This window comes from Saccharothrix sp. HUAS TT1 (assembly GCF_040744945.1).
Taxonomy (GTDB): domain Bacteria; phylum Actinomycetota; class Actinomycetes; order Mycobacteriales; family Pseudonocardiaceae; genus Actinosynnema.
Window position 1 is genome coordinate 5392974 of record NZ_CP160453.1, and the last position, 17942, is coordinate 5410915.

General features: G+C 73.1%; 11 protein-coding genes. 4 read left to right on the top strand and 7 right to left on the bottom strand.

Annotated elements, in window-relative coordinates:
- Window positions 1–3: 3 nt before the first annotated feature.
- A complete protein-coding gene (locus AB0F89_RS24455; RefSeq protein WP_367127910.1) occupies window positions 4–1272 on the bottom strand; it encodes a lysine N(6)-hydroxylase/L-ornithine N(5)-oxygenase family protein in 1269 nt (422 codons plus the stop codon).
- Window positions 1273–1296: 24 nt separating this feature from the next.
- Complete coding sequence (locus AB0F89_RS24460; protein WP_367127911.1) at window positions 1297–2478, bottom strand: NAD(P)/FAD-dependent oxidoreductase; 1182 nt, start codon at window positions 2476–2478, stop codon at window positions 1297–1299.
- Window positions 2479–2938: 460 nt separating this feature from the next.
- On the opposite strand from AB0F89_RS24460, the gene AB0F89_RS24465 reads away from it, so the two are divergent.
- Together AB0F89_RS24465 and blsG are read left to right on the top strand one after the other, a co-directional pair.
- Window positions 2939–7981: an amino acid adenylation domain-containing protein gene (locus AB0F89_RS24465; protein ID WP_367127912.1), complete on the top strand. Its 5043-nt coding sequence runs from the start codon at window positions 2939–2941 to the stop codon at window positions 7979–7981.
- Window positions 7982–7995: 14 nt separating this feature from the next.
- The gene (blsG, locus tag AB0F89_RS24470) at window positions 7996–9144 is read left to right on the top strand and encodes an arginine 2,3-aminomutase (RefSeq protein ID WP_367127913.1); all 1149 of its coding nucleotides are present in this window, start codon (window positions 7996–7998) and stop codon (window positions 9142–9144) included.
- A gap of 50 nt (window positions 9145–9194) precedes the next feature.
- Here blsG and AB0F89_RS24475 read toward each other — a convergent pair whose 3' ends face one another.
- The 3 genes from AB0F89_RS24475 to AB0F89_RS24485 all read right to left on the bottom strand — a co-directional run bounded on the left by AB0F89_RS24475 (window position 9195) and on the right by AB0F89_RS24485 (window position 13728).
- Window positions 9195–10385, bottom strand: a complete 1191-nt coding sequence (locus tag AB0F89_RS24475; protein ID WP_367127914.1) for a hypothetical protein — start codon at window positions 10383–10385, stop codon at window positions 9195–9197.
- A gap of 73 nt (window positions 10386–10458) precedes the next feature.
- Window positions 10459–11910, bottom strand: a complete 1452-nt coding sequence (locus AB0F89_RS24480; protein WP_367127915.1) for a class I adenylate-forming enzyme family protein — start codon at window positions 11908–11910, stop codon at window positions 10459–10461.
- Window positions 11911–11973: 63 nt separating this feature from the next.
- Window positions 11974–13728 carry a glycosyltransferase gene (locus tag AB0F89_RS24485; RefSeq protein ID WP_367127916.1) on the bottom strand — a complete coding sequence of 585 codons (1755 nt, stop codon included), beginning with the start codon at window positions 13726–13728 and terminating at the stop codon, window positions 11974–11976.
- Between the two features lie 130 nt (window positions 13729–13858).
- Here AB0F89_RS24485 and AB0F89_RS24490 point away from each other — a divergent pair, with 130 nt between their 5' ends.
- Together AB0F89_RS24490 and AB0F89_RS24495 are read left to right on the top strand one after the other, a co-directional pair.
- Window positions 13859–14872: an alpha/beta fold hydrolase gene (locus tag AB0F89_RS24490; protein WP_367127917.1), complete on the top strand. Its 1014-nt coding sequence runs from the start codon at window positions 13859–13861 to the stop codon at window positions 14870–14872.
- Window positions 14873–15097: 225 nt separating this feature from the next.
- Window positions 15098–16654, top strand: coding sequence for a carbohydrate-binding protein (locus AB0F89_RS24495; protein WP_367127918.1), 1557 nt, complete (start codon window positions 15098–15100; stop codon window positions 16652–16654).
- Window positions 16655–16715: 61 nt separating this feature from the next.
- Here AB0F89_RS24495 and AB0F89_RS24500 read toward each other — a convergent pair whose 3' ends face one another.
- Together AB0F89_RS24500 and AB0F89_RS24505 are read right to left on the bottom strand one after the other, a co-directional pair.
- Complete coding sequence (locus AB0F89_RS24500; protein ID WP_367127919.1) at window positions 16716–17396, bottom strand: glycoside hydrolase family 11 protein; 681 nt, start codon at window positions 17394–17396, stop codon at window positions 16716–16718.
- Window positions 17397–17621: 225 nt separating this feature from the next.
- A complete protein-coding gene (locus AB0F89_RS24505) occupies window positions 17622–17816 on the bottom strand; it encodes a hypothetical protein (RefSeq protein ID WP_367127920.1) in 195 nt (64 codons plus the stop codon).
- Window positions 17817–17942 lie beyond the last annotated feature (126 nt).

Sequence of the window (17942 nt, forward strand, 5' to 3'; positions counted from 1 at the left end):
CCCTCACAGTCCGGGGTCGAGGATCGACCGGACGATCTCGCCGGCCCGCACGGCCGTGGTGGACAGCAGGCCCGCGGACAGCCCGTGCGACGGCTCGGCGACCGCGCCCTGCAGGTAGATGCCGCAGTGCACGGAGTCCGAGGTCACCACCCGGTAGTCCCGGTCCAGCACCGGCCGACCGGCCTCGTCGAGCTTGGCCAGGCCGCGCAGCATCGGCGTCGGGTCGGCGGGCCGGTAGCCCGTCGCGCACACCACGGCGTCCACGTCGAGGCGCGACACCGCGCCGGTCGGCAGGTGCTCGACCCGCAGCGCCACCCCGTCGTCGGTCTCGACCAGGTCGTGCAGCCGGGAGGCGTTCACGATCCGCAGCCGCGGCGTGCCGAGCACCTGCTCCTGGTAGTGCGTGCGGTAGAGCCGGGCGGACAGGTCGGCGTCGACCACGGAGTAGTTGGTGTTCGCGTGGTAGGCCAGCAGCCGGGCGCGCGCGTCGGCGGGCGCGTCGAAGAACAGGTCGACCGCCTCGGGGTCGAACACCGCGTTGGCGAACGGGCTGTCGTCGGCGACGCTGTAGCCGTACCGGGAGAACACCGCCAGCACCTCGGCGCCCGGCAGCGCGCGGTGCAGGTGGTCGGCGACCTCGGCGGCGCTCTGACCGGCGCCGACGACGGCGACCCGGCGCGGCGACCGGGCGGCCAGCCCGTCGACCCGGTGCAGCAGCTCGCCGCTGTGCCAGACGCGGGACGAGGTGGTCACCCCCGGCGGCAGCACCGGCGCCAGGCCGGTGGCGATCACGACGTTGCGGGCGCGGTGGGTCGTGGTGCGGCCGTCGCGGCGAACCAGCACGTCCAGGTGCTCGACCGCGCCGTCCTCGGCGACCGGCTCGATGCCGACCACCTCGCTGCCGTAGCCGACGGCGTCGGCGAAGTGCCCGGCCACCCACTCCAGGTAGTCGTGGAACTCCACCCGCAGCGGGTACAGGGTCTTGCTGTTGATGAAGCCCGGCAGCCTGCCCTTGGCGTGCAGGTAGGCCACGAAGCTGTAGCCGCTCGCCGGGTTGCGCATGGACACCAGGTCCTTCAGGAACGACACCTGCATCGTCGCGCCGTCCAGCAGCATGCCCCGGTGCCAGCCGAACCTCGGCTGGCGCTCGAAGAACTCCGCCCTCAGCGTCCCGACCTCCGCCAACGCCACCGCGAGCGCCAGGTTCGACGGTCCGAACCCGACGCCGACGACGTCGGCAACCGTGGTGCTCCCGCGCGGTACCGCAGCCAATCGCTCCGCCTCCCCAGTGGCGCGTCAGATGAAGTCGAGCAGCTCCTCGGTCAGCAGGTCCTCCATCGGCATGAGCCCGGCGACGACGGCGAAGTAACCGGAGGTCAGCTCCGGGTCCGCGGCGATCGCGCGCAGCATGGCCAGCCGTGCGCCGGTGACCTCCAGGCGCGCGAGCTGCAGCGTGCCGTGGTAGCTCTCGACCAGTTCGTCGTCCCTTCGAGCGGCCCAGGCGCGCAGGCCGGCGGCCCTCGTGGCGGGGTCGCGCAGGCCGGCGCCGAGCGCGTCGGTCAGCAGCTCGGCCTGCAGGAACGCGTTGGAGATGCCCTGCGCGGTGATCGTGTCCCGGTGGTGCCCGGCGTCGCCGACCAGCGCCCAGCCGGGACCCGCGGCCCGGCGGAAGAAGTTGCGCTGGTCGCCCGTGCCGACCAGCCTGCCGACCTGCTCGCCGCCCGCCAGCTGCTCGAACACCTCGCCCGCCGTGGTGGCCAGGGCGTCCAGGTGCGCGGCGCGCGGGTCGGTGCGGACCTGGTCGAACAGGTCCTGCGGGAAGTACGTGGCCAGGACCGTCGCGCCCCCGTTGGTCGGGATGGTGGCGATCCAGCGGCCGGTGCGCTCGTGGAACCCGAACCCGGTGTCGAGCCCGGTCCACAGCGAGTAGTACACGCAGCTCAGGCGCGGGTCTTCGACCTCGGTGGGCGCCGCGACCAGGTCGGCGACCCGGGAGCGCATGCCGTCCGCGCCGACGACGAGGTGCGCCCGCGCGGTGACCTCGTCGCCCGAGGGCGCGCGGAACCGCACCCCCGTGACCGCGTCGCCGTCGGTGACCAGGCCCTGCACCGGCGAGGAGTCGGAGAACTCGGCGCCCGCCGCCACCGCCGCGTCCACCAGCGCCTGGTCCAGCACGTGGCGGCGGGGGCCGTAGGCGGAGTCGATGCCCCCGAACGCGGGCGCGCGGCTGCTCAACCGCACGTCGCCGACCGTGTAGGTGACCGTGTCCAGCCGCGGCGCGCCCGAGGCGGTGATCGCGTCCAGCACGCCCCAGCGGGCCAGCCTGGCCACGCCCGGCTGGTGGATGTAGAGCGTGGACATGGTGTCGGACGGGAACCGGGCGCGGTCCAGCAGCAGCACCCGGTAGCCGCGACGGGCGAGCAGCAGCGCGGTGGCCGCGCCGGCGCACCGGGCGCCCACCACCACGGCGTCGTACATGCCCGCCCTCCTCGACTGCGCGCACCCGGCCTGTCCGGCGACGGTGACAAATGGCGGATAAAGCGATCGGGAAACAGGTCCGCTTAGATCGCGGAATATCGCTTATCGTTCGCAACGTAACTCATCGCCGGACGGAGCGCAACGGGCCGGAATAGCTGGCGCAGCCAGCGGAAAAGGCCCGTAGTTCGTTGTCTTGACAACCCCTGGGGTGGCTGCTGTAGTGGCCTGGGAGAGCGACGAGCACTGGGGGTGCGGATGTCACGGGGTTCGTCGCAGTAGTTGTGCCGATTAGGCCGACCGGGTGTTCCAAGACCTGTTCGGACGCGTACGTAATTGCGCGTGGTGGCGTACCGGAAATCTTCGGCGCGCCGATCGGGCGCGCAACGCACGATGACGCCGCGAGCCCGGCCCGACCGGGGCGGGCGCGTCCGCGCATGCCCGTGAACGGATGGGGATGACGATGGCTGACAGTGTCGCGCAAGCCAGGCGGGAGCTCCTGCGCCGGCTGCTCTCCTCGACGGGCGGCGCACCGGCCGAGCCGGTGCGGACTGCCGAACGGCCCGACCGGGTCCCGGCGTCGGCCGCGCAGAACCGCCTGTGGTTCCTCGACCAGCTCAACGGGCCCAACGCCGCCTACAACGTGCCGTTCGTGCTGCGGCTGCGCGGAACCCTGGACGAGGACGCGCTGTGGTCGTCGCTGGACGACCTGGTGGCGCGGCACGAGGTGCTGCGGACGACGTTCGAGGTCGAGGACGACGAGGTCCACCAGGTGATCGGGGACGCCCGACCGCTGCCGCGCGAGGTGCTGGACCTGCGCGCGCTGCCCGCCGCCGAGCGCGACCGGGCGGTGGACGACGCCGTCCGGTCCGCCGCCGCCCGCCCGTTCCGGCTGGACGGCGAGCCGCTGGTGCGGGCGTCGCTGCTGCGGGTGGACGACCGCCTGCACCACTTCGTGCTGAACCTGCACCACGTCGTCACCGACGGCTGGTCGGAGACCGTGCTGTTCCGCGAGTTCGGCGAGCTGTACTCGGCGCGGGTCCGCGGCGTGCCCGCCGACCTGCCGCCGGCCGCCCAGTACGCCGACTACGCGGTGTGGGAGGCGGGCCAGGCGGGCGGCCCGCTGTTCGAGGCGCAGCTCGCGCACTGGCGCGACCGCCTGTCCGGTCACCTGGGCGAGGCGGGCATCCCGGCCGACCGGCCGCGCCCGGACGGGTCCAGCACGCGCGGCGACAACGTGCCGGTGGCGGTGCCCGACGACCTGCGGGCCCGGCTCGGCGGCACGTCCCTGTTCACCGGCGTGACGACCGCGCTGGCGGTGCTGCTGCACCGGTACGGCGACCAGGACCGGGTGATCGTCGGCGTGCCGGTGGTCAACCGCACCCGCGAGGACTGGGAGTCCGCCGTCGGGTTCTTCGCCAACACCGTGGCGCTGCGGGTGGACCTGTCCGACAACCCGACGCTGGCGCAGGTCGCCGAACGGGTGACCGCGGAGGTCCTGGACGCCCTCACCCACCAGCACGTCCCGTTCGACCGGGTGGTGGACGCGCTGGACGCCCAGCGCGGCGCGGGCATGAACCCGGTGTTCCAGGTGATGTGCTCGGTCAACGCCACCACGCCGCCGCCGGCGATGGCCGGGCTGGACGTGCGGCTGCGGGCGTTGGACAACGACACCGCGAAGTTCGACGTCGAGCTGGCGGTGGAGTACGACGAGCACGGCGTGGAGTGCCGCTTCGAGTACGCCACCGACCTGTTCGACCGGCCGACCGTGCAGGCGCTGGCCGAGCACTACCGGGTCGTGCTCGACGCGCTGCTGACCGCGCCGGGCACCCGGGTCGGCGACCTCGTGCTGGCCGACGAGGCGTCGGCGACCGTCGTGCTGGACGGCGTCGAGGCCGTGCTGCGCGACCGTTACGGCGCACCGGTTCCCGTCGGTGTTCCGGGTCGCGTGTGGACGGACGGCCGCGAGGACGGCCGGGTGGCGCGGGTCCGCCGCGACGGCGTGGTCGAGGCGGTGCGGACCGACGCGGGCACGACGGCGAGCGAGGACTTCGTCGAGCCGGTCACACCGGTCGAGCGCGAGCTGGCCGCCATGTGGTCCGAAGTGCTCGGCCGGGCCGCGGTGAGCCGGGACGACAACTTCTTCCGCGGCGCGGGCGGCGACTCGATGCTGGCGACCAAGGTCGTGGTGCGCGTCCGGCGCAAGTGGGGCGTGCGCATCACCGTGCGCCAGATGCTCCAGTTCCCGGTCCTCAAGGACCTCGCCGCGCACCTCGCGCCGCTGGTGCCCGGGACCGCGCCGGACGACGCCCTGGTGATCGACGCCGCGCCGGCGGTCGAGGACGTGCCGCTGTCGTTCGCCCAGCAGCGCCTGTGGTTCATCGACCAGCTCGAACCGGACAGCGCCGCCTACAACATCGCCGAACTGCTGGAGATCACCGGGCCGTTGCGCGTCGACGCCCTGGAACGGGCGCTGAACGCCGTGATCGCGCGGCACGAGGCGCTGCGGACGTCGGTGGCGCTCGTGGACGGCGCGCCCGTGCAGCGGATCGCGTCCGAGCTGAGGCTCACCCTCTCCGTTGTGGACGGGAGGTCACCGGAAGAGGCGGTGGCGCAGGCGTGGCACGAGGCGGACCGGCCGTTCGACCTGACCGCCGGACCCCTGCTGCGCGCCACCCTCTACCCGACGGGCCCGGACCGGCGCCTGCTCGCGCTCAACTGGCACCACCTCGTCTTCGACGGCTGGTCGCAGGACCTGTTCTTCCGCGAGCTGACCGCGTTCTACGCCCGCGAGACCGGCCGGGACGCGGACGTGCCACCACCGCCGGTGATCCAGTACGCCGACTACACGCGCTGGCAGCGCGCGGCCCTGCGGGCCGCCGAACTGGTGCGGTTGCAGGACTTCTGGTCCACCGCGCTGGCCGGCGCGCCCGCGCTGCTGGAGCTGCCCACCGACCGGCCGCGGCCCGCCGTGCGCGGCACCACCGGCAGCAGCCGGTTCCACGACGTGCCCGCCGACCTGGTCGCCGGCCTGCGCGAGGTCGCCGACCGGCACGGCGTGACGCTGTACCTGGTGCTGTTCGCCGCGTTCAACGCCCTGCTGGCCCGGCACAGCGGGCAGACCGACATCGTGGTCGGCGGCACCACGGCCAACCGCGCCACCGAGGAGACCGAACGCGTCGTCGGCCTGTTCGTCAACACCCTCGCGCTGCGCACGGACGTGTCGGGCAACCCGGCGTTCGGCGAGCTGGCCGCCCGCGCGCGGGACACCGTCACCGCCGCCTACGCCCACCAGGACCTGCCGTTCGAGCAGGTGGTCGAGCTGCTGCGGGTGGAGCGGTCGTCCAGCCGGACACCGCTGTTCCAGGTGCTGTTCGACTACCAGGAGGGCAGCTGGTCCACCCTGGAGCTGGACGGGCTGGCCGTCGAACGGGTGCGCGGCGCGGACAACGCGGCCATGTTCGACCTGACGTTCGTCGCCGTGGTGGACGACGACGGGTTGCACTGCGACCTCCAGTACGCCACCGACCTGTTCGACGAGGCCACCGCGGTGCGGCTGCTGGACCGGTGGGAGACCCTGCTGCGGGCCGTCGTGCGCGACCCGGACGCCCGCCTGTCCGACCTGGACGTGCTGCCGGCCGCCGAGCGCGAGCTGGTGACGCGCCGGTTCGGCGCGCCGAGGCCCGCGGTCGGCGGCCGGGAACCGGTGCCGGCGCGGATCGCGGCGCACGCCGTGCGGCGGCCCGGCGCGACCGCCCTCGTGCAGGGCGACCGGCGGGTGTCGTACGCGGACCTGGACGACCTGTCGGCCCGGCTGGCCGCCCACCTGGTGTCGTCGGGCGTCGGGCGCGGCGACCTGGTGGTGGTGTGCGCGCCGCGCGGCGTCGAGTACGTGATCGGCTCGTTGGCGGTCATGCGCGCCGGCGCGGTGTACGCCCCCGTCGACGCCGCGTTCCCCGCCGCCCGCGTGGCGCAGGTGCTGACCACGGCCGGTGCGGCGGCGGTGCTGGTGACGGGGGAGACCCGGGACCTGGTCGACGGGTTCGCGGGCGTCGTCGTGGCGGTGGACGAGCCGCGCGACCCGGCGCCCGCGCCCGACGTGCCGATCGGCCCCGAGGACGCGGCCTACGCCATCCACACCTCCGGCTCGACCGGGCAGCCCAAGGGCGTGCTGCTCGACCACGGCGGCCTGGCGCTGCGCGTCGACTGGTACAACGCCGACTGCGCGACGACCGAGCACGACCGGGTGTCGCAGATCGCGGGCACCGGGTTCGACGTGTCGGTGCTGGAGATCTGGTCCGCGCTGACCGCCGGGGCCGAGCTGCACCTGGCCGACCCGGACACCACGGCGTCCGGCGAGCACGCCGTGCGCTGGCTGGCCGAGCACGGCATCACGGTCGGCTTCCTGCCCACGCCGCTGTGCGAGCTGGCGCTGGACGTGCCGTGGCCCGCCGGCAGCCCGTTGCGGGTGCTGAGCACCGGCGGCGACGCGCTGCGCAAGCGGCCCGCGCCGGACGCGCCGTTCACCCTGCTCAACCTGTACGGCCCGGCCGAGGCCACGGTGGTGACCACGAGCTGCGCCGTGCCGCCGACCGGGCCGCGGGTGCCGTCCATCGGCATCCCGGTGCCCGGCGCCCGCGTGCACGTGCTCGACCGGCACCTCAACCCGGTCGGCGTCGGCGTGCCGGGCGACCTGCACGTCGGCGGCGGGGGAGTGGCGCTGGGCTACGTCGGCCGGCCCGACCTCACCGCCGACCGGTTCGTGCCGGACCCGTTCGGCTCCGGGGACCGCCTCTACCGCACCGGCGACCTCGTCCGCTGGCTGCCCGACGGCTCGCTGGACTACCTCGGCCGCATCGACACGCAGGTGCAGCTGCGCGGGTTCCGGGTCGAGCTGGGCGAGGTCGAGGCCGTGCTGCTGGCGCACCCCGACGTCACCGACGCCGTGGTCGTCGCCCGCGACCTGCCCGGCATCGGCCTACACCTCGTCGCGTACGTCGTGGGCGGCGCGGACGCCGACGACCTCCGCGCGCACCTGCGCGGCAGGCTGCCGGACTACATGGTGCCGGCCGCGCTGCACCCGCTGCCCGAGCTGCCGCTCAACCGCAGCGGCAAGGTCGACCGGGCCGCGCTGCCCGAACCGGACCGCGCGGGCGGCGAGGAGCACGTCGCGCCGCGCACGGACGTGGAGGTGGCCGTCGCGGCCATCTGGTGCGAGCTGCTGCGGGTGGACCGCGTCGGCCTGCACGCGAACTTCTTCGCGCTGGGCGGGCACTCGCTGCTCGCCACCCAGGTCGTCACGCGCCTGCGCGCGGAACTGCACCGCGACCTGCCCGTCCGACAGCTCTTCGAGACACCGACCGTGGCCGAGCTGGCCGCGGTCCTGTCCGACGCCCAGACCACCGAGACCGCCGAAACCTCGGGGACAACCGGGACCGCCGGGGCCGTCGAACCCGCGGTCGTGCGGCGGGAACGCCGCTTGCAGCAGCTTCCAGTCACCTCCTGAGCAACGGAGCACAGATGTCGGAGTCATTCGCCGCGCCCGCAGCGGCGCCGGGAGCGCCTTCCCCCGAGCAGTGGTCGGACTGGCGCTGGCACATGCGCAACCGCGTCACGAACCTCGACAAGCTGCGCCAGTGGGTGAAGGTCAGCCCCGCGGAGGAAGAGGCGATCGCCGGGACGGCGGGCAAGTACCGCTGGAGCGTCACGCCGTACTACGCGTCCTTGATGGACCCCGAGGACCCCAACTGCCCGGTCCGGTTGCAGGCCGTGCCGTCGCACGGCGAGATGCTGGAGTTCCCGGACGCCGACGTCGACCCGGTCGGCGACATGTTCTACCGCAAGACCAACCGCATCGTGCACAAGTACCCCGACCGGGTGATCATGCTGATCACCGAGTCGTGCCCGGTGTACTGCCGGCACTGCACCCGGAAGTTCCACACCACGGACGTGGAGGGCACGTACTTCCGCGACAACGAGGGCGGCGACTTCGAGGAGGACTTCCGCTACATCCGGGAGCACCCGGAGATCCGCGACGTCCTGCTCACCGGCGGCGACCCGCTGTCCTACCGGGACGAGAAGCTGGAGGAGATCATCTCCGGCCTGCGCGCCATCCCCAGCGTCGAGATCATCCGCATCGGCAGCAGGTTCCCCGTGCTGCTGCCGCAGCGGATCACCGACGAGTTCTGCGAGATGCTGGCCCGGCACCACCCGGTGTGGCTGAACACCCACTTCAACCACTCGCGCGAGATCACCCCCGAGGCGGCGGCGGCCGTGGACCGGCTGCTGCGCCACGGCGTGCCGGTCGGCAACCAGACCGTGCTGCTCAAGGGCATCAACGACGACGTGGACACGATGCGCAAGCTGATGACGGACCTGCTGCGCATCCGGGTCCGGCCGTACTACCTGTACCACTGCGACAACGTCACCGGCGTCTCCCACTTCATGACCTCCATCGAGAAGGGCTGGGAGATCATGGAGGGCCTGCAGGGGCACATGACCGGCTTCGGCGTGCCCCAGTACGTGGTGACCACGAAGATCGGCAAGATCCCGGTGAGCCAGCCGTACCACGAGGTGGTGGAGGACGGCTTGGCGCTGCGCAACTACCGGGGGCAGACGATGACCGTCACGGGCGAGCACTACCGGGTGACCAAACCACCGACCGGGTGAGTCGTCGCGGTCCGGCCACCCGTGGCGCGGGTGGCCGGACCGCGTTCCCGTCAGAGCGGGCCGTCCGGCCGCCGCCCGCTCGCCACGGCCGCCACCTGCTCGGGGGTGAACGGGGGGTCGAGCAGGTCCGCCCGCTGGGCGTGGCAGCGGAACATGTCCGCGATGTAGTGCATCCGGTCGGGCAAGTCGGACCAGTCCCGCGTGGCGGTGTCGAGCAGGCTGTCAGCGGTCGGGTCGACCGCCTTGAGCAGCGCCAGCAGCTCGGGGTGCGACAACCTCGCCAGCAGCGGCGGGAACCGCGCGGGCAGGTCCTCGCCCAGGTCGAGCACTTCGCCGCCGGGCAGCGCCATCGTCATCAGGTGCTCGGTGACCGCCCGGCGCACCAGGGCGCGGGCGTGGTCGGCCAACCGCTCGGTCGCGGCCCGGACGGGCGTGCGGCGGCCGAGCACGGTCAGCAGCACCCGGCGCAGCCACCTGACCACCCGGTTGCCCGGCAGGACCAGGTCGAGCAGCCGCCGTTCCAGCTCCTCCGGGTCGATGACGGGCGCCTCCATCGCGGCCGTGATCTCGGGTTGCAGCCGGGTCTGCTCGTGCAGGCCGACCTCGATGTTGGCCAGCAGCAGCAGTTCCGCCCGCTCCTTCGGGTCGGTGGCGAACCTGGCGTGGTGGTAGCGGGTGAACGCCTGCCTCAGGTAGCGCTGCCCCTCGGGCGGCTCACCGGGTCGCAGCGAGTCGCGGAACCGCGCGATGCGGTCCTCGTCGACCTCCTCGGCGTCGGCGAACTCGGCCAGGAACCGGGCGAACTCGCGGGCGACCTCCTCGAAGACCTTGAGGTTCCCCCGCGCCGCCGCCTCGCCGGCCGCGTCCAGCCGCGCGGTCGCCAGGACGGCCTGGCGCACCAACCGCCCGCCGTCGTCCAGCACCCGCCGCGGCACCGCGAGCCGCAGGCTCCGGACGACCACCTCGACCAGCGCCGCCGTCTCGGGCGACTCCAACCGCCGCCGCAGGTCCTCCTGCCGGATCGTCCGGCCGACCTGCTTCGACGCCCACACCGCGAACGTGCACCAGTTGGCCGCCCCGCCGGTGACCGCCGCCAGCTCCCGGGACAGCTCGTGGTAGCAGTGCGTGATCTGGAGGTTCCGGACGACGGCCTCCGGCCGCGCGGCGATCCGCTCGACGTCGGCCACCGTCGGCGGGACGCCGCCGACCGACTCGCGCACGTCCTCACTGGCTCGGGTCATCGACGCCGACCTTCCTGTCCCGGGGTTCCTGCCCTGTTGGTCGTCACGGGGGCGGAGAACGTGACACCCCGGTTCAGGACTCCCAGGTCCGCACGACGTGCCGGCGCAACTTGCCCGAGCCGGTGCGCGGCAGGGCGGGGACGAAGGCGACCTTGCGCGGCACCTTGTACGGGGTCAGGTGGTCGCGGGCCAGGGTGAGGAGGGCGTCGGCCAGGGCGTCGTCCGCCAGGGGGCCGTCGGCGCGGACGACGTGGGCGCGCAGGTGGACCGAGCCGTCGGCGTCGGTGGTGGCGGAGACGGCGGCCTCGCGGACCTGCGGGTGGCCGGTCAGGAGGTGTTCGACCTCCAGCGGGTGGACCTTGATGCCGCCCACGTTCTCGATGTCGTCCAGCCTGCCGGTGACGCGGACGAAGCCGTCGGCGTCGATCGAGGCCAGGTCGCCGCTGGCGTACCAGTCGTCGGTGCGCTTCGCCGTGCCGTCCTCGTGGACGCCGAGGGTGACGGTCGGGCCGCGCAGCTCCAGCCGGCCGACGACGTCCGGTCCGACCGGGTCGCCCCCGTCGTCCACGACGCGCACCTCGAACGGCGGCAGCGCGCGGCCCACCGTGCCGACCCGGCGGGCGGTCGGGGTGTTGTGGGTGAACGCCTGCCCGGCCTCGGTGGAACCGATGCCGTTGAGCAGGCGGTCGCCCAGCACCTCCATCAGCCGCTCCTCCAGCGACTCCACCAGCACCTCGCCCCCGGTGGCGGCGACGCGGAGGTTGGCCAGCCGGTCCGCGCCGGGGTGGGCGATGAGCTTGCTGTAGAACGTCGGCACGGCGAACAGCGCGGTCACGTCGTACTTGTCCACGATCGCCAGCACGTCGTCCACCAGCGGGGCGTGCGGGTTCAGCACCACGTGGCACCCGCTGAACAGCGGGAAGACCAGGGAGTTGATCAGGCCGTAGGAGAAGTACATCTTGGACACCGAGTGCACGACGTCGGTCGGCCCGAGGTCGAGCGCGGCCACGGCGAAGGACCGGTGGTGGGTGGCCGGGTCGCCGTGCAGTCGCGGGCACAGCCGCGGCACGCCCGTGGTGCCCGAGGTGAACGTGGCGTACACCTGGTCGTCCGAGGCGCGCGGCGTGACCGGGACCGGCGGGCCGCCGTCCAGTTCGGCGAACGTGGTCACCGGGAAGGCGGTCGTCGGGATCGCGTCGGCGGCGCGGCGCACGACCAGCGCGGGCCGGGCGGCTGCCAGCACCTGGCGCAGCTCGTCGGGGTGCAGCCGGGGGTTGAGCGGGACGGCCACCGCGCCGGCGTGCGCCGCGCCCAGGAAGGTCAGCACGAAGTCCGGCCCGTCGTCGAGCACGAGCGCCACCCGGTCGCCGGCCCGCACGCCGGCGCGGACCAGCGCGCCGGCCACCCGCGCCGCGCCCTCGTACACGTCGGCGTGCGTCAGCATGGCGCCGTCGACCTCGTAGGCCGGGCGGTCCAGCCACCCTCCGGCGTCGGCTCCGGCGCGCAGCGCTTCGACCAGGTTCATCCCAGTGCTCTCCCTGCTCGGTCCCGCCCGTGCTCGCGGGCGGGGGACGTCTTGCGGACGGCGTCAGCGGTCGGCCGGCCGGGTCGCGGCCGACTCCGCGCGCCACGCCCGCACCGCGTCGAACACCCCGGCGGTGGCCTCCAGGCACGTCAGCGGCGCGGGACCACCGCGCAGCGCGCCGAGGAAGTCCGCCCCGGCTGTGGGTGACGCGACGAGGTCGGCGGTCAGCACGCCGCCGTCGCCGGTGATGGTGAGGTGGAGCCGGGGTTCGCCCCGGCCCAGCTCGACCGTTCCGCTCAGGGTTCCGGCGGACGCGGTGGCCCGCACGCGGTCGTGCGTCGCGGTGGTGGTGCGGAGGTCGGTGACGGGGGCGCCGAGCACGCGTTCGAGCGCGTCGAGCGCGTCGGGGCCGAGGTCGGCGACGAGGTCGTGGCCGGTGGGGTGGTCCAGGCGCAGCGCGAAGCCGCGCGGGGCGCCGGCGTCGCCCCCGGTGATGGCTTTGTTCAGCGCGGTCAGGTCCGGGTGGTGGGCCCAGGGCAGGTCGACCGAACAGCGGCCCGGCGCCCGGCGGGCGGCTTCGACCAGGGCGGGGAGGTCGTCCAGGGCCGGCTTGGCGAGCAGGACGTGCAGGCCCCGGCGCAACGCGGTCAGCACCGCGCCGGTGTTCGGCGCGTGGACCAGGACGCCCTCGGCGGGCACCGTTTCGACCAGGTGGGTGCTGTCGCGCAGGGCCCAGGGCGCGTCGTGGGCGCGGGCGGCGGTCAGCAACGCGCGCGAATCGGGATCGGCCACGCCGACCACCCGAACCCCGCGCAGGCCCGCCACCGGCAGGGCGCCGGCTCCGGAGCCCGCGTCTCCCGCGCCGAGCACCAGGAGCCGCACGTCCGCCGGCTCCCCGGTGGCCAGCGCGCCGTCGCTGGCGAAGAAGCTCAAGTCGGCCGACCCGACCTCGGCGTCCGCCGACACCGACACCAGGGGCCGGTCCAGGTCGCTGTAGTCCTTCCGCACCGGAACCCACTCCAGCGCCTCCGCCGGGTGCGACGGCCCCGCCGCGAACAGCTCGGCCCACCGGCTGCGGATCACCCGCGTGTGGCGCTTCCAGATCGGCAGCTTGTCGTGCCCGACGTGGTTGAACGTGGTGCCCTCGAAGTGCCGCACCGCCACCGACCCGACGTACCGAAGCCGCTCGCCGTCGGCGCGCAGCCGGCAGCACAGGTCGACGTCCTCGCACAGCGACACCGGGTCGAACGACACGTCGAACCCGCCCACCCGCCGGAACGAGCTGTGCCGGACCATCAGCGCGGCCGTGGGCGCCCAGCTCTGCTCGCGGTGCTCCCGGTGCGCGGCGGTCAGCGGCTGCCCGCGCCCGACCGGCCCGATGCGGCCGTCGGAGGTGGACGCGCCGCCCGCGCACTGCACGAGCCCGCTGTCACCGGGGTAGAGCAGCAGCGGCGACACGCCGCCCAGACCGGGGTCGGCGGCCAGCTCGGCGGCCAGCACCTCGACGACGTCCGGGTCGTCCACGAGCACGTCGTTGTCCAGGAACAGCAGGTACTCGCCGCGGGCGGCGGCCGCGCCGACGTTGCGCCGTTCGCTGCCGCCGCGGTCGTCCTCGTGGCGCAGCACCACGAGCGGGCGGGGGTGGTCCAGGGCGGCCAGGTGCTCGGCGGTGCCGTCGTCGGAGCCGTTGTCCACCACGACGACCTCGAAGTCACCGGACGCGCGGGCCAGCGAGTCCAGGGCCCTGCGCGTGTGCTCCAGGCGGTTGCGGACCAGCATGACGACCGAGACCAGGCCCGGTACCAGGGTCGGGTTCACAGAGGGCCCTTCACCGATGGGATCGTTCCGACGCTGCTCGTCGCCGCGCCCATCGAGCACGACTGGGGGTGGTGGGTGCCCGTGCGCGGCGTGACATCACGCGACCGCCCCACGGGTCGTCCGGTCCACTATGGTGGGGATCGACCACTTCCGGATCAGTGGCGGCCGTGCGGATGACCTGAGGACAACTCGCCTCCCGGCGAGCTGGATCGTTCCGGCGCTGAGCGTAGGTGCTGCCCGACGGGTGCGCCAGCACGTGAATCGGACTTCCGAAGGGGTAATCGTGGAAGACCTCGCGCGGAACTCCCATTCCCGGTACGAACCGCGCCCGCCCGCCGATCCGGAACAACCGGGAGAGCCCATTCGAACGGCATTGTTCTGCCACGCGGCGGGTTTCACCGGTCGGGTCTGGCGATCGGCCGTGGGGGAACTGCGGACGCCGGTGCGCGCGGTCGCCCCGGACCTGCGCGGCCACGGTTCCGCGGCGCCGCTGGCCGAGGACGCGGACTGGGGCGTGTTCGCCGACGACGTCCTCGCCGAGGCTCGCGCGCTCGGTCCGGGCCCGCTGATCGGCGTGGGCCACTCGTTGGGCGGCACGGCCCTGCTGCTCGCCGAGGCCCGCGCGCCGGGCACGTTCGACCTGATCACCTGCTTCGAGCCGATCCTGGCCACCCACCACGACCCGGCGTTCGCCGAGGCGGCGGCCCGGCGGCGCGCGGTGTTCGCGTCCCGGGCCGAAGCCCTCGCCCGCTACTCGACCCGACCGCCGTTGTCGCTGCTCGCGCCGGACGTCCTCGTCGACTACGTGGACTCCGGCCTGGTCGCCGACCCGGACGGCGGGCTGCGGCTGTGCTGCCCACCCTCGGTGGAGGCGCAGCTGTTCCGGACGGCGACCTCGGCGCCGTGGCGGGAGGCGCTGCCGGAGGTGCGCTGCCCGACGATCTTCCTGCGCGGCGGCGAGTCGGTCGTGGTGACCGCGGAATCGCTCGCGGCGGCCTGCGCCGAGCTGCCCGCGGGCCGGGTGCGGGAAGTGCCGGGACTGGACCACCTGGGTCCGCTGACCCGACCGGGCGCGTTCGCGGGGGTCCTCGATTCGATCTTCGCGGAGTTCGGCGCGCTCGCGCCCGGCCGTTCACGACCGTGAACCCCGAATTGCCCCGCTTTTGTTCACCGTTGTGAATGTCGGGCTGTTCGCCGTTCACATATTGCGAGCCCGGCGGCCCCTGAGTTAACGTGCCTGGGATCGCTCCCAGGCGTTTTCGCAGTTCAGGGACGTGAACCGGCGCGTGTCGCAACCCGCGCCGGTCGCCTCCGGAATTCCCGGAATTGTCGACGCCGTCTTCCCTGCCACGACACAGGAGAGCCCACGATGAGATTGACACCGCTTGCCGCCGGCGTCGCCTTGGCCGCGGGCGTCGTCCTGGCGTCACCGCTGTCCGCAGCGGGCGCCGCGACCACGCACCACGAGGCCGAGACGTCGCCCGCCGTCTGCACGGGCGCCGTCGAGTCCAACTGGCCGGGCTACTCCGGCGCCGGGTTCTGCAACGGCGACAACGCGACCGGCGCGCACGTCCAGTTCACCGTGACCGCGGCGGCCGCGGGCACCGCGACGCTGGCCGTGCGGTTCGCCAACGGCACCACCACCGGCCGTCCCGCGAACCTCCTCGTCAACGGCACGACCGCGCAGTCGGTGCCGTTCGAGGGCACGGGCGCGTGGAGCACCTGGGCCACCAGGACGCTGACCGTGAACGTCACCGCGGGCAGCAACACGATCCGGCTCAGCCCGACCACCTCGGCCGGCCTGCCGAACGTCGACTACCTCGACTTCACCTCCGACGGCACCACGCCGCCCACGGGCACGACGCTGTACGCGGCGCCGAACGGCTCCGACAGCGCGGCGGGGACGCAGGCGGCGCCGACCACGCTCACCTCGGCCATCTCCCGCATCGCCCCCGGCGGCACGATCTACCTGCGCGGCGGCACGTACCGCCAGGCGCAGACCGTCACCATCCCGCAGGGCAGCAACGGCACCGCGTCCGACCGGACGGAGCTGTTCGCCTACCCGGGCGAGACGCCGGTGCTGAACTTCTCCGCGCAGGCCGAGGACCCGGCGAACCGCGGCCTGGCCGTGAACGGGAACCACTGGCACGTCAGGGGCGTCGTGGTCGAGCGCGCCGGTGACAACGGCATCTTCGTCGGCGGCAGCAACAACGTCTTCGAGCGCACGGTCACCCGCTTCAACCGCGACACCGGCCTGCAGCTGTCGCGGATGCTGTCCAGCACGCCGCAGAGCCAGTGGCCCGCCAACAACCTGATCCTCAGCGCGGAGTCGCACGACAACGCCGACTCCGACGGCGAGGACGCCGACGGGTTCGCCGCGAAGCTCACCTCCGGGCCGGGCAACGTGTTCCGCTACGCCGTGGCGCACAACAACATCGACGACGGCTGGGACCTGTACACCAAGACCGACACCGGTCCCATCGGCGCGGTGACCGTCGAGGACTCGCTGGCGTACGAGAACGGCACGCTGAGCGACGGTTCCCAGGCGGGCAACGGCGACCGCAACGGCTACAAGCTCGGCGGCGAGGACATCGGCGTCAACCACGTCATCCGCCGCAACATCGCCCACGACAACGGCAAGCACGGCTTCACGTACAACCGCAACCTCGGCACGATGACCGTGTCGGACAACGTCAGCATCGACAACGGCGAGCGCAACTTCAACTTCGACGGCGGCTCGTCGGTCTTCCGCGGCAACACCTCGTGCCGCAGCGGCAGCGGGACCAACGACCGGACGATCGGCAACGCCGACTCGACCAACCAGTTCTGGTCGGGCTCCAACGGCTCCCGGTGCGCTTCCTACTCCGGCGGCCTGAACTGGTCCTACGCGTCGGACGGCAGGCTGGTCGTCACCTTCGGCGGGTGAGCGCGGACGCGCGTGCGCCGCTCACGTCGAGCGGCGCACGCGCGTCGTGCCCGTGCCGGGGTCAGCTCACCGTGATGTTCGAGTTGCCGCTGCTCCGGTAGCCCTCGGTCGCCATGATCATGTAGTACCGGAAGCCGCCCAGCTGCATCCCGGCCCGCGACCACGCGTCGAAGTGGTTGCCGGTGGTGATGGTGCCGCCGGTCTTCTTCTGCTGCCGGACGCTCCAGAACTGCGGGAACGTCTTCGTGCCCTCGACCGACGGCGCGTTGTACCGCATCGTGTGGTAGATGTCGTACGTGCCGCCGTCGCTGGTGACCGTGCCCCGGTGCGTGCCGGTCGGCCGGTAGTCGCCCCAGTTGTCCACGATGTAGTACTCGACCAGCGGGTTGGACGTCCACCCGTACAGGCAGAGGTAGCCGTTGCCGGACGGGTTGAAGCTGCCCGAGTAGCGCACCGTCCGCCGGCTGCCGGTGCTCCAGCCCTTGCCGCACACGAAGTTGCCGGTGTTCCGCCACGAGGTGCTGTACTGGCCGCCCGAGCCCATCGTCATGGAGACGGTGTTCTGCGCGTCGGTCCAGAACGAGTAGTAGTAGCCGTTGTGGGTGCCGGTCTGGTTCGTGGTGACGGTCTGGGCGTTGGCGGTGCCGGGCAGGATCAGCCCGGACCCGACCGCGGCCAGCGCGCCGGCACCGCCGAGGAACAACCTGCGGCTGATCGGGTGAGCGGGGGCGTTGTCTTCCATCGGTGTGCTTCCTCCTCATTGAGGTCAGCGGGAGGCCACCCGTGCGGTACGACTCCGGGGGCCGCCGTGGTCGCATTCACGACCGATCGATGCAGACAGTGTTCGGCCGACTCCGCCGAGTTGTCAACGATTATCGTAACCTTGCGAAAACACCCCGGTCGAATTGCGAAACAGTTTGTGGCCGGGTTCGCGGGTATTGCGAAAAGCGTTCGGGGAATGTGAGCCCTAATCGGTTTGGCGAACGCCCTGAGTGGACGAGACCCACGCGAGCGCGTCGTCCACGACCGGGAACGCGCTCAGCAGCGAGCCGATCGTGGTCAGCTCGATCGGCCGCAGCACGGCGACGACGGGCACGCCACCCGTGGACGTGACCCGGATGTCGAGGGTCGGTGGAGGAGGCTGACCCATCGGCTCGGCCACGACGACTCCCGGTGCGATGCGTTGTCGAACCTCAGTTGTACCAGTCCGGCTTCACGAGCAGGGTCCGGCGTCGGCCGGGGAAGCGGCCATCTCGCACCAGCTCCATGGTTGCACTCTGCGGTATTC

What these genes read in the sequence shown, in the direction of transcription:
- AB0F89_RS24465 (WP_367127912.1), top strand. Translation starts at nt 2,939, where the DNA reads ATGGCTGACAGTGTCGCGCAAGCCAGGCGGGAGCTCCTGCGCCGGCTG.
- AB0F89_RS24460 (WP_367127911.1), bottom strand. Translation starts at nt 2,478, where the DNA reads ATGTACGACGCCGTGGTGGTGGGCGCCCGGTGCGCCGGCGCGGCCACC.
- AB0F89_RS24490 (WP_367127917.1), top strand. Translation starts at nt 13,859, where the DNA reads ATGGTGGGGATCGACCACTTCCGGATCAGTGGCGGCCGTGCGGATGAC.
- AB0F89_RS24475 (WP_367127914.1), bottom strand. Translation starts at nt 10,385, where the DNA reads ATGACCCGAGCCAGTGAGGACGTGCGCGAGTCGGTCGGCGGCGTCCCG.
- AB0F89_RS24480 (WP_367127915.1), bottom strand. Translation starts at nt 11,910, where the DNA reads ATGAACCTGGTCGAAGCGCTGCGCGCCGGAGCCGACGCCGGAGGGTGG.
- AB0F89_RS24495 (WP_367127918.1), top strand. Translation starts at nt 15,098, where the DNA reads ATGAGATTGACACCGCTTGCCGCCGGCGTCGCCTTGGCCGCGGGCGTC.
- blsG (WP_367127913.1), top strand. Translation starts at nt 7,996, where the DNA reads ATGTCGGAGTCATTCGCCGCGCCCGCAGCGGCGCCGGGAGCGCCTTCC.
- AB0F89_RS24500 (WP_367127919.1), bottom strand. Translation starts at nt 17,396, where the DNA reads ATGGAAGACAACGCCCCCGCTCACCCGATCAGCCGCAGGTTGTTCCTC.